Genomic DNA, 12,972 nt, shown 5'->3' on the forward strand with positions numbered 1-12,972 from the left:
AAAAAATCCATAGCCAGAGAGTCTGACTATGGATTTTGAAGGCTCTGCCGGATCGGTCAACCGATCGCTAAAAATTTCTTAACTGATCGGCATTACGCATCAGCGCGGCTTTTTTGCTTGCGCCAAGGCGCAAGTTACAGAAAGTCGACGCCTTGTTGGATGTCGCCTTTCAGGCCGTCCAGCATGTCATCCATGCATTGCTTTTCAAACGCACTGATTTCGCCGTAAGGCAGTACTTCTTCGGCACCATTTTTACCCAAACGTACCGGCTGCGCGAAGAAAGTTGCGTGATCACCAGGGCCTTCAACGTAAGTACACTCAATCGTGTCCTGACCTTGCAGACCTTTCACCAGTGACAAGCAGAAACGCGCTGCTGCCTGACCCATAGACAAGGTCGCTGAACCGCCGCCAGCTTTTGCTTCGACAACCTCAGTACCGGCATTCTGAATACGGTGTGTCAGATCTTTAATTTCCTGTTCAGTAAACTCAACGCCTTCTACCTGAGATAACAATGGCAAAATTGTGGTGCCGCTATGACCACCAATAACCGGTACATTAACGTTAGCCGGGTTTAAGCCACGTAATTCAGCAACGAATGCTTCTGAACGGATAACATCCAATGTGGTAACACCGAACAGTTTACGCTTATCGTAACAACCGTTCTTTTTCAGTACTTCTTTAGCGATAGGCACTGTCGTGTTTACCGGGTTAGTGATAATACCGACACATGCGTCAGGGCAGTTGTCTGCAACACCCTGTACCAGGTTAGCGACGATACCTGCGTTCATATTAAACAAGTCTGAACGATCCATACCTGGTTTGCGTGGCACACCGGCTGGGATTAACACGATATCGCTACCGACTAAAGCTGACGCGAGATCATCTTTACCAAAGCCAGTGACTTTAACGTCAGTCGGGATGTGGCTAAGGTCAACGGCTACACCCGGAACAACCGGCGCAACGTCATATAAGGATAACTCTGTACCCGCAGGTAATTGAGTTTTAAGAAGTAATGACAATGCCTGGCCGATACCACCGGCCGCACCTAATACGGCTACTTTCATCTCAGACTCCATTTAACTGGTTGATAAGATACTGCATAAGCATAGAATAGTTATGCAATATTTGGCGCAAAACTGTACTCTAATAGGGTAAAAATTACAAATTTACTCGCTAACCTGCGGATTCAATAACATGACCAAAGCTGATTTACTGGACGCGTTTAAAGCCTTACTTAAAGAAGAGCGTTATGGCTCTCAAACTGAAATCGTTGATGCCTTAAAAGCGCAGGGATTCAGCAATGTCAGCCAATCCAAAGTGTCGCGTATGTTAAGTAAACATGGCGCTGTCAGAACCCGCAACGCAAAACAGGAGATGGTCTACTGTTTGCCCGCTGAAATGAGTGTCCCCTCAGCCAAAGCACCATTAAATCAGCTTGTTCTGGATATTCAGCATAATGATGTTATGGTTATTATCCGTACCAGCCCCGGTGCTGCACAATTGATTGCCCGTCTACTTGACTCAGTAGGCAAAAAAGAGGGTGTACTGGGAACCATCGCCGGTGATGACACCATTTTTATTGCGCCATTAAAGGTTTCAGAAATTGACTTTACCCTGACCAAAGTCAAAGAATTGTTTGCCACTCACTCGGTCGTATCTGATACTTGATCCACAGTCTCGTTTAGTAAATCCCGTTGCACCGCATAACGATAGCGTTTTAAAAAGTCGGTTGAGGGCACAAAAAAGCTGGCATTGGTTACGGCTTGGGTAAAGTCCAGTAGCGGGTCATAATGACCCTGCTCGTCCTCTAAATAACGACTTTTTAACCACTCAGTCACAGCTTTTGGCTGATTACTAAAATACAGCCCCAGTAGCCCTTGTTCGCGTAAATCGCCCCATGGCATGTTTTGTCGCAATAGCGGGATGGGCTGTTCATCTGCGCCAACCAGCCGCGTTTTTATCGCGTGGGTAACGCCCTCAATTTCTGCTTCCGACATACGCTCGCCCGATACTTTGTCTCGCCCCATCAATTGCTGTTGCTTATCACTGCCGAGGTGATCCCAATGACGCAAATCATGACGGAATTTTTGCAAAAACAAATAGCTGCCACCGGCAAACTCACTATCCATCTGCTCGTCCAGTAACGCCACACTGCGCTTGCGTAAGCCCCGCGGATTATCCGGTGCATCAATAAATCCGGTTAAGTCGCGACCATCCAGGTAACGGAAGGTGCGCAATTGTTCAACGACCTCCACGTCATAACCCAACCATTCGAGCAAGGTTCGCCCCGCCAGGTAATTGGCGTCAAAGCGATCTGAACGAACTTGCAAAAGCAGGTCAAAGGGTTGTCGCGGCGCATCCCGATCACCTTGTGCCAAATCAGGAAAACGTCTTAAATGCAGTGGTTTTTTTTCCGGGTAAACCACATCCCAGTAGTCAGCGCCAATGGCAATAAAACCATTCAGCATCGATTCAGAAAACCGGTCATCCAGTTCCTTAATGATATCTGGTATGCGCGCTATTTTCCCCCGCACCGCGTCAACATCGTCGGTCATGACATTGCAGAATAACGTTAACCCGTGCAGGTTAGGTTCGGCGCAGACGCCGGATTGAGCTTTGAGCAAAGTTAACCCCGTTTTATGTTTTTTGGTCGGTTCTTTTACATTGCTATGAACTGCAGGCATTATAGAATGCCTCTATTTACTATTGCTTCGCAAGGAAAAATCATGCGCAAGACTGTCATTGCTTTAGCTATGTTGTCGCTGGCCGGTTGTGCCAGCCAGCCAGCCAATACGACCGCTTCAACAACTAACAATAACGCGGTTGTTGCCAGCTCACAATCTGAACAGTTCACTGAACTCGCTGATAAAATTTGGCAAGCGCTGTCAGCGCCGCACAAAACAGCACTACCGGATATGTCCGCGGACGCATTAGAGCAACGTTATCAGCGTAATAAAGCATGGCTGGAACAGCTTAACACTATCGACACAACACAGTTGGATAAACAGCAAAAAATTAACCATGCAATGATCCACTATACGTTAAAAAACCATGTCGATGAGTATCGTTTTAAAGCACACCTGATGCCACTGACAGCAGAAGGCTCGTTCCACAGCTCGTTGGCATTTATGCCCGGCTACACGCAGTTTAATAGCGAACAGGATTATCGCGACTACGTCGCCAAACTCGGCACCATAAACCGTTATATGGAACAACAAACCGCATGGTTACGACAGGCTATTGAGCAAGGTTATACGCAACCTAAAGCAGCAATGGCCGGCTTCGAAGAAAGTATTTTGGCGTATATCGTACAGGACGCGTCTGATAGTGTTTATTACGACCCGTTCAATCAACAGCCTAAGTTTATAGATGATCAAACATGGCAGCAGCTACAACAGCAAGCGCGCCAGGTTATCGATGAACAAGTCATGCCGGCCTATGACGACTACTTTACCTTTATGGTCAGTGAGTATTTACCAAACGCCCGTGAATCAGTAGGCGCCAGCGAATTACCGGAAGGTAACGCGTTCTATAAAAATCGCATCGAGCATTACACCACCACTGACCTGAGCGCCGACGAGATACATAATATTGGCCTGCAGGAGGTCGCCCGCATCCGGGCCGAAATGCTTCGTGTTATTGAGCAAACCGGATTCGACGGAGACTTCGATGCCTTCGTCAATTTTTTGCGTACAGACGAGCAATTCTATCCGGAAACAGCTGAAGAGCTGTTGCAGTATGCTGCCTGGATTGCCAAGAAAATGGACGGCGAACTGCCTAAGTTCTTTAAAACCTTACCGCGTAAGCCCTACGGCATAGCCCCGGTACCAGAAGAGATTGCACCTAAATATACTACGGGTCGTTATTCGGGCACTAACCGCGACGACCGCGCCGGTTTCTATTGGGTAAACACCTACGCACTGGATCGTCGCCCAATGTACCAGATGGAAGCCCTGACGCTGCACGAGGCAGTTCCCGGGCATCACCTGCAGAATGCGATCGCCGGTGAGCTTGAAGGTGTGCCGGAATATCGCCAACAAACCTATATTTCAGCGTTCGGCGAGGGGTGGGGACTTTACTCAGAATACCTTGGCCTCGAAGCCGGCTTTTACCAGGACCCATACAGCAACTTCGGCCGCTTGAGTTATGAAATGTGGCGAGCGGCCCGACTGGTGGTCGATACCGGTATGCATGCAAAAGGCTGGAGCCGCGAGCGAGCTATTGATTTTATGGCCAGCAATACCGCGCTGTCGCTACATAATGTAAAGACCGAGATTGATCGTTACATTACCTGGCCGGCACAGGCGTTGTCTTACAAGCTAGGTGAGCTAACAATCAAGCGGCTGCGCGCAAAAGCTGAAAGCGAACTGGGCGCTGATTTTGATATCCGCGAATTCCACGATGCGATACTGGAAAACGGCAGTGTCCCACTCGACATCCTGGAAGCCCACATCAACGACTGGATAAAACAACAATAACGCCAGGCGTTGAATTCGAGCGCTAGGCGCGGCCTGCGGCCGCTTGCCAGGCAGCGCGTGCTGCGCCGAGCAAGGCACGGCGCAGCACGTGCCGCCCGGCAAGTCGCCGGAGGCGACGCCTAGCGCGGTTGTGGGGCGATGAGTAAGTACATCACCGGTACCACGATAAGTGTTAGTACTGTGGCAAAGCCCAGCCCGAACATAATCACCGTTGCCATGCTGGCAAAAAAGTCATCAAATAACAGCGGTAACATACCCAAAATAGTGGTTGCCGCAGCCATCGCCACCGGTCTGACCCGACTAACCGACGCATCCACCAACGCTTGATGTGGCGCTTTACCCTCAGCCAGTTCCACATTGACCTGCTCTAATAGCACCACGCCATTTTTGATAAGCATACCTGACAGACTTAAAAAGCCCAGCAACGCCATAAAACCAAAGGGCTTGTCCAGTATCAACAGTCCTGCGGTAACCCCCACTATCGATAGTGGTACTGTGGTCCACAATACCAGCCCCAGACGCGCAGAGTTAAACAACAATACAGTGATAATGAACATCACCAGAAAACCAAGCGGCAACGAACTGAACAAGGCTGACTGCGCTTTATTAGCAGCCTCGTATTGGCCACCCCACTCCAGTTGATAACCTAAGGGTAGTTCCAATGCTTCAATTTTAGGTCTGACACGCTCAAATACTGCCGTTGCGGTTTCTTCGCCCAACACATCATGATCCGCCATTATCGTGATGGTGCGTTTGCGGTCACGCCGCATAATCAATGCGTTTTCCCACTCCACATCAATACGCCGGACTACCTGCGCCAGCGGCAAATAGCGATCCATCACCGGACTGTAAATTTGTAACTCCTGCCAATTATCCAGATCAACTCGTTCACTGGCCGGTGCCCGCGAGATGATCGGTAACAGCTCTGTACCATCGCGATAAAGCCCCACCTGACGGCCAACAAAATTGGTGCGCAGTAAATCATTCACATCTTGCTTGGTTACGCCAAGACGGCGTGCCGCCGATTCATCAAATCGCGGCCGCAATAATTTGGTTTTATTGCGCCAGTCATGACGGATATTCATCGCGCCCCGATCATCGCGCAGGATCGTTTCAACCTGCTTCGCTAACTGGCGCAGCACCTCAGGCTCGGCTCCGCTGATACGAGCTTCGATTTTAGCCGGCGTTGCCGGACCTATCTCGACGCGCACCAGCTTGTCTTCGACCTGCGGGTGAGCACGACGAATTTGCTCCCTCACTTTGGCCATGAGTTGTTCCATCGCCTCAGTATCCTGCGCCCGCACAATCAACTGAGCATAACTCTCGTAAGCCTTCTCCACCAGGTAAGTCAGGGTAAATCGCGGAGCTCCCTGGCCAACGGTAGTTGATACTGAAACCACTTGCGGTTGCTGCAACAAAAACTGCTCAAGTCGGCTCGAATCCTGTGCTGTGGTACGTATGTCCGTGCCCTGCGGATACCATAAGTCGACATAAAACATGGGCGTGGTCGATGGCGGAAAAAAGGCTTGCTTGACTTGCTTGAAGCCTGCTGCTGATACCACCAATAACGCAGCCATTAATAACATGGTGAAGACTCTATGACGCAGGCAAAGCTGCAAAAACCGACGATAGGCCTGGTACACCGGGTGACTATACACATCACTATTGGTGTCACCGCCAGTGTTACTGTTGATGTCTTTTTGCGAGTACAGTCGGTCCGCTAAAAACGGAATCAGTATCAGTGCAGTAATCCAGCTTAACAACAACGAGATTAACAGCACCCAGAACAAGCTGCCGGCAAACTCTCCGGTCGCATCAGCGGATAAACCAATGGGCGCAAACGCAATAATACCAATAACAGTTCCCCCTAGCAGAGCCCATTGATTCTGTTTTACCGTAATCACCGCGGCTTGCAATTTTGACTGCCCGCGCCGCATACCTACGGCTATACCATCGGCAATAACAATGGCATTATCCACCAGCATACCCAGCGCAATAATAAGCGCCCCCAGCGATACCCGTTGCAGATTGATTGCAAACACATTCATAAAAATGAAGGTGCCTAATACCGTCAGCAACAACACCGAACCAATCAATAACCCGCTGCGAAACCCCATTGTCAGCAATAACGCAATAATCACGATAGCGACCGCTTCAACCAGGTTCAGTAGAAAGTTGTTAACTGAGTTTTCGACCGCATGCGGTTGATCATAAATACGCGCCAGTTGCATGCCGATGGGTTGTGCGTAATTCAGCTCGTCCAGCCGCGATTCAACCCGTTCTCCCACATCGACCACATTCACGTTATCGGCAAAGGACAATCCCAGCCACACCGACGGCAGGCCATTATAGCGAACAATTTGCTGTGGAATTTCCGCCACGGTGCGATACACATCAGCTACATCTTTAAGAGAAATACGTTGCTCGGCGCCGGGGTTGGAAATAACTAAGCTGGCAAGTTCTTCGACCGATTCGAACTCGCCACTGGTCGCTATACGAAAGGCCTCGTCTTCGATCGTAACTCTTCCGGCGTCGGCTACTGTGTTTTGCGTCGTTAATAAGTTAGCGATGCGTGCCGGCGGAATACCCACGTTACTGAGTTTGGCGCGCGAAACCTCGACCACCACTTGTTGTTGCTGTTGGCCGGTTTCGACCACTTTGCCTACGCCATCAACCAATACCAACTCGCGTTTTAAAAAGTCGGCATAATGCTCGATATCCTGATAGGAGTAACCATCGCCGGTTATTGCCAGCAGTACCCCGTAAACATCGGCAAAATCATCGCGTACCATCGGCGTTTTGGTCCCCGGCGGCAACGCCCGCGCAGCGTCATTCACTTTACGCCGCAGTTCATCCCATATTTGTTCCAAATCATCTGCGCGGTAAATCGACTTCATCTCAACGGTGATTTGCGACAGTCCGGGCTTAGAAATTGACCGCACGTGATCCACGTAACTGAGTTCCTGAATCGCGTTCTCGAGCGGGTAACTGACTTCTTCTTCCACTTGCTGTGCCGATGCGCCCGGGTATTGCGTTATAACCATGGCTTGCTTGATAGTAAATTTAGGATCTTCCAACCGCCCTAGCTGAGTTAGACTAACTAACCCGCCAATAAGCAGAATTAACAGCAGCAGCCAACTGCTGGTTTTGCGCTCCATGCTGTACTGGGCAATATTCATTACAGCCCCCGCTCGCGCTTCCATTCACGCACTTGCTGCTGCGCCTGCAGTTGTTGTACCCCTGCAGCAACGACGCGATCGCCCGCATTCAGGCCCGTGCTGATCAGCAACCCGTTATTGGTCATGTTACCGGTGCTCACCTCTACCTGCTCGACCGTCATATCATCCTTGACCCGCCAAACATAACTGCCGCCCTGCGCGTCAGTAAATACAGCAGCAGACGGCACCAAAACGCCATCCAGCATGCGTCTCAGCACTTTGTTTAAATCCACCATAACGGTGGCTGTCATACCTGGTAAAATATTTAACTCAGCAGGTTTGGGCAGAGTAAAAACCACCTCATAAGTGTTGGTTGCCGGGTCTGCTTGCGAATCCCATTCTTTGAGGTGCGCTAAAAAGCGTTGTTCCGGCGCCGCATCAAAAGCAACCAATGGCTCGTAATCCAATCGTTTAGCCACGCGTGCAAATAGGTTCTCCGGCACTTGAATAGCCACGTCAATGGCATCGGCAATTTGCAGTGTTGCGATCGGTTGTTGTGGCTGAACATTTTCGTATTTTTCCACCGCCAGACGCGCCACCACGCCATCAAAGGGAGCCCGCAACTCGGTATAGCCGAGGTTGGCCCGGGCAGTTTCATAATTTGATTTTGCCACCGCCAGCTGCGACTCAATTTGATCAAACTGTGCTTCGGACATTACCCCTTGTTGAACCAACTTTTCGTTGCGTCGGTATTGTGATGAAGCCAGGTCATATTGCGCTTTGGCTTGATCCACCGCTAATTGATAGTCTTTCGGGTCGAGTGCCGCAATCAGCTGCCCCTGTTTAACGTCTGCTCCGGCGCGCACCGGAAGCTGTGTAATTTCCCCCGCTACGCGGAAGGTTAACTGAGCGACTTCTGTCGCTTGTACCACCGCCGGGAATTCGCGCAATTGCGCTGCCGCCGCATCCTCGACCACGGCTATTTTCACCGGTCGCGGTGGCTTTTGCGCCACTGATTCAGTAGGCGCCTCGCTACAGCCGGATAGCAGCAGTAACGGCATAATTAGTAAACAAGCAGAAATTAGTAACGCACGCATGGGATTTTCTCAGTCGTTAATATCGAGCATTTAGCTATTATTCTAGCCATAAATTAACTACAGTAATATTGAATTAATATTGTTAAGTTAATCAGCTTTTATGAACATCTCGCATTTAAAAATGATGCAGGCGGTCGCGGATACCGGCAGCCTTCAACAAGCCGCACAGCGACTGTATAAAACCCAGTCGGCGATTAGCATGGCGCTCAAGAAGCTCGAGCAAGAAGCTGGCTTCGCGTTGTTTGATCGCAGTGGCTACCGCCTAAAGCTGACTGCCCACGGCCAACAATACCTGCGCCAGGCCGAAGAGGTTTTGCGCCAGCACCAACGTCTGCAAACACTCACCGATAGCTTACGCGAAGGCGCTGAACCGCACGTCACGCTGTGTTATGACCACACTTGTGACGCCAGTCTATGGTTAAAAAGTATTAGTGAGCTGCAGCGTCACTATCCAGCAACAGAGATCCGCATAGAAGGCGAATCTCAATTGCGCAGTTTGCGACGCGTTAATCAAGGTGAGGTCGATCTTGCCATTTGCCCGTGGTTACCATTATTTCGTCAGTATGGTGATTTTGAAACCATTGCCATAGCGCCATTTGAATTAACCGTAGTCATTGCGGACACGCTGGTTAATTCGGCCGGCGGTATGCCGCGTTCCCGCCAACAATTACTGAATCTACCCATGCTGATACCGCAAAACCTTGACGTTGGTATCAGTATGGACGCTATTTTGCGGCTACCAAGCCAACGTCGTATTCAGGCCAATGACGTGTCGACGCAACGGGAATTATTACTCGCCGGCCTCGGTTGGGGAGTTATTCCGAAGCATATGGTACGCACTTACCTTGCCAGCGGTCAGCTGCATGAAATATCGATTCCCGGCTTTGTCCAACAAGTCGATTTAGAGGTTCACCTGATTCGATCGGCCTCACGTTCACTCGGTCCCGCGGCGACATCACTGTGGGACATGGCATTCACCGCATTTATTGCGTGAATGCCCCCATAACATGGGAATTTGGCGCTAATTTCCGTATAATGCGCGGCATTCAAACCATGCAAGCAAATGAGAGGTAATACGAGTGCTTAAAGAATATCGTCAGCACGTGGAAGAGCGTGCCGCAGAGGGCATCCCTCCGAAACCACTAACGGCAGAACAAGTAGCCGATCTTGTTGAACTACTGAAGAACCCACCAGCAGGTGAAGAAGAATTCTTAGTAGAACTATTGTCTGAGCGTGTACCACCAGGTGTTGATGAAGCTGCTTATGTAAAAGCTGGCTTTTTAAGCGCACTGGTAAAAGGCGAAATACAAAGCCCGGTTATCAGCAAAGAAGACGCGGTTAAATTGCTTGGCAATATGCACGGTGGTTACAACATCGTGACTTTGGTTGAGTTATTGGACAGCGCTGATCTAGGTCGCTTAGCGGCAGAAGAATTAAAGCACACCATCTTAATGTTTGACGCCTTCCACGACGTTGAAGAGAAAATGAAAGCCGGTAATGCGCTGGCTAAAGAAGTGGTTGAGTCATGGGCCGAAGGTGAGTGGTTCACCAGCCGTGACAAAATGGCAGACCAAATTAAAGCGACTGTCTTTAAGGTTACCGGCGAAACCAACACCGACGACCTGTCACCAGCACCTGACGCCTGGTCACGTCCTGACATTCCACTGCATGCCAAAGCCATGTACAAAATGCCTCGCGAAGGCATCACTGATGCAGGCAAGCAGATTGAAGAGTTGAAAGAAAAAGGTCACCCGGTTGCTTTCGTAGGCGACGTAGTAGGTACTGGCTCTTCGCGTAAATCAGCAACCAACTCTGTCCTGTGGAACATTGGTGAAGACATGCCGGGTACGCCGAACAAGCGTGCGGGCGGTATCTGTATTGGCGGCAAAGTCGCACCTATCTTCTTCAACACCATGAAAGACGCTGGTGCGTTGGTATTTGAAGCCGACGTCGAAAAAATGAATATGGGTGATGTCATTACCATTTACCCATACGAAGGCAAAATTGAAAACGAAGCGGGCGACGTTATCGCCGAGTACGACTATGCGTCACGCGTTATTCTTGACGAAGTGCGTGCCGGTGGCCGTATCAACCTGATTATTGGTCGTGGCTTAACCACCAAGGCGCGTGAATCACTGGGCTTAGGTCACTCTGACTTATTCCTGACCCCAGAGCAGCCAGAAGACAGTGACAAAGGCTACAGCCTGGCACAGAAGTTAGTGGGTAAAGCCTGTGGTATGGACGGCGTGCGTCCCGGCACTTACGTTGAGCCGAAAATGACTACCGTGGGCTCGCAGGACACCACCGGTCCAATGACTCGTGACGAACTGAAGGACTTGGCTTGTCTTGGCTTTAACGCCGACTTGGTTATGCAGTCTTTCTGCCACACGTCAGCCTACCCTAAGCCGGTTGACGTTGAAACTCAGCATACCCTGCCCGACTTTATTATGAACCGTGGCGGTGTGTCGTTGCGTCCAAATGACGGTATTATCCACAGCTGGCTGAACCGTATGTTGTTGCCGGATACCGTCGGTACTGGTGGTGACTCGCATACACGTTTCCCGCTGGGTATTTCGTTCCCGGCAGGCTCTGGTTTGGTTGCCTTCGCAGCTGCAACCGGTGTTATGCCGCTGGATATGCCAGAGTCAGTACTGGTGCGTTTTAAAGGTAAAATGCAGCCGGGTATTACCCTACGTGACCTGGTTCACGCAATTCCTGCGTTTGCTATTAAAGACGGCTTATTGACCGTAGAAAAACGCGGTAAGAAAAACGCGTTCTCAGGTCGCATCCTGGAAATCGAAGGTCTTGAGCACCTGACTGTTGAGCAGGCGTTTGAACTGTCAGACGCATCAGCAGAGCGCTCTGCAGCGGGTTGTACCATCAACTTGTCAGAAGATTCAGTTAGTGAATACCTGCGCTCTAACATCACTATGTTACGTTGGATGATCAACGAAGGCTACGGCGATGCGCGTACGCTTGAGCGTCGTGCTCGTAAGATGGAAGAATGGCTTGAGAATCCGTCTCTGACGCGTGCCGATAAAGATGCGGAATACGCAGAAGTTATCGAAATCGATTTGGACGAAATTAAAGAGCCAATCGTCTGCTGCCCGAACGACCCGGACGACGCTAAGTTCTTAAGCGAAGTTGCCGGCGACAAAGTTGACGAAGTGTTCATTGGTTCGTGCATGACCAACATTGGTCACTTCCGTGCGGCGGGTAAACTGTTAGAGAAGAACTCTGACCCGCTGAACACGCGTTTGTGGATTGCACCACCAACTAAGATGGATAAAGCACAGCTGGAAACCGAAGGCTATTACGATATCTATTCGCGTAACGGCGTGCGTACCGAAATGCCGGGCTGTTCGCTGTGTATGGGTAACCAGGCTCGTGTAGAAGCTGGCGCAACCGTATTGTCAACGTCGACTCGTAACTTCCCGAACCGCTTAGGTGACGGTGCGAACGTTTACCTGACCTCTGCTGAATTAGCAGCGGTCGGTGCTATCGTCGGCCGTTTACCAACGCCGGAAGAGTACCTGGAGTACGCACAAGACATTAACTCGATGGCTGGCGAAGTTTATAAATACCTCAACTTCGACCAAATGGATGCCTTCCGCGACGCAGAAAAAGCGGCCAAGGAAAATATCATCCCGACCATAAACGTGGCTTAACCCTGCGCGCAGCGCACCAAACCAAAAAGCGCCCAAACGGGCGCTTTTTTTATACCCAAATTTTTATATCCAGGTTTTATACCCAACTTGCCGCCAGTCTATTAATGGACTATATTTAGTTCACTACGGAGGAGGTTCGGTTATGCAGATAAAAACCATTAGCTACATTAAACAAAATGCGGCGTCACTAAACGTTGAAGAGCCTATAGTAGTCACTCAGGGGGGCAACCCCGTCTACCGTATTGAATCAGAAGCCAGCGCTCGGCAGCGGGACGAAGCTATCGCGCTGTTAAAGTTGGTAAATTTAGCAGAGCGCGATATTCAGCAAAAACGGACGTTATCAGTGGCTGAGGCTAAACAACTTTTAGCTGAAAAGCATGATAATAAGCACCTTTAATCATGCCGTGGCAGGTTGAAGTGACTACTCACCGCCTTATCAGGCGATGCTTCTTATTTCGTTAGCCGTTGCTCGATAGTATCGAGACTTACGCAGCTTCCATAAGCAGAAACGACTGTCCAGCCGCCTTTAATTCCAGAGCACCTTTATCACGGATATTGAGTGCGGCATTTA

9 protein-coding genes are annotated in these 12,972 nt (G+C 50.0%); 5 read left to right on the forward strand and 4 right to left on the reverse strand.

From position 1 onward, the window contains the following. Positions 1-134: 134 nt before the first annotated feature. A complete protein-coding gene (mdh, locus tag DEU29_RS13455; protein ID WP_133540879.1) occupies positions 135-1,064 on the reverse strand; it encodes a malate dehydrogenase in 930 nt (309 codons plus the stop codon). Positions 1,065-1,194: 130 nt separating this feature from the next. Here mdh and argR point away from each other — a divergent pair, with 130 nt between their 5' ends. Further along, positions 1,195-1,668 (forward strand): transcriptional regulator ArgR, encoded by a 474-nt coding sequence (gene argR / locus DEU29_RS13460; protein WP_133540881.1) that lies wholly within the window; start codon positions 1,195-1,197, stop codon positions 1,666-1,668. Here argR and DEU29_RS13465 read toward each other — a convergent pair. Next, the gene (locus DEU29_RS13465) at positions 1,644-2,684 is read right to left on the reverse strand and encodes a Dyp-type peroxidase (protein WP_243734619.1); all 1,041 of its coding nucleotides are present in this window, start codon (positions 2,682-2,684) and stop codon (positions 1,644-1,646) included. The two genes, argR and DEU29_RS13465, sit on opposite strands and share 25 nt — an antisense overlap. A gap of 42 nt (positions 2,685-2,726) precedes the next feature. Between DEU29_RS13465 and DEU29_RS13470 the strand changes: the two genes are divergently transcribed. After that, complete coding sequence (locus DEU29_RS13470) at positions 2,727-4,478, forward strand: DUF885 domain-containing protein (protein WP_133540883.1); 1,752 nt, start codon at positions 2,727-2,729, stop codon at positions 4,476-4,478. Positions 4,479-4,597: 119 nt separating this feature from the next. On the opposite strand, the gene DEU29_RS13475 is transcribed toward DEU29_RS13470, so the two are convergent. After that, entirely contained in the window at positions 4,598-7,657 is a 3,060-nt protein-coding gene (locus DEU29_RS13475) for an efflux RND transporter permease subunit (protein ID WP_133540885.1), read from the reverse strand. Next, complete coding sequence (locus DEU29_RS13480; protein ID WP_133540887.1) at positions 7,657-8,733, reverse strand: efflux RND transporter periplasmic adaptor subunit; 1,077 nt, start codon at positions 8,731-8,733, stop codon at positions 7,657-7,659. The genes DEU29_RS13475 and DEU29_RS13480 overlap by 1 nt, the downstream gene beginning before the upstream one ends. Positions 8,734-8,833: 100 nt before the next feature. On the opposite strand from DEU29_RS13480, the gene DEU29_RS13485 reads away from it, so the two are divergent. From DEU29_RS13485 to DEU29_RS13495, 3 genes are all read left to right on the forward strand, one after another. Beyond that, positions 8,834-9,727, forward strand: a complete 894-nt coding sequence (locus DEU29_RS13485; protein ID WP_133540889.1) for a LysR family transcriptional regulator — start codon at positions 8,834-8,836, stop codon at positions 9,725-9,727. Positions 9,728-9,812: 85 nt separating this feature from the next. Then, positions 9,813-12,401, forward strand: coding sequence for a bifunctional aconitate hydratase 2/2-methylisocitrate dehydratase (acnB, locus tag DEU29_RS13490; protein WP_133540891.1), 2,589 nt, complete (start codon positions 9,813-9,815; stop codon positions 12,399-12,401). A gap of 142 nt (positions 12,402-12,543) precedes the next feature. Further along, entirely contained in the window at positions 12,544-12,798 is a 255-nt protein-coding gene (locus tag DEU29_RS13495) for a type II toxin-antitoxin system Phd/YefM family antitoxin (protein ID WP_133540893.1), read from the forward strand. Positions 12,799-12,972: the final 174 nt, after the last annotated feature.

The sequence above is a fragment of the Idiomarina aquatica genome, assembly GCF_004362895.1.
GTDB lineage: Bacteria > Pseudomonadota > Gammaproteobacteria > Enterobacterales > Alteromonadaceae > Idiomarina.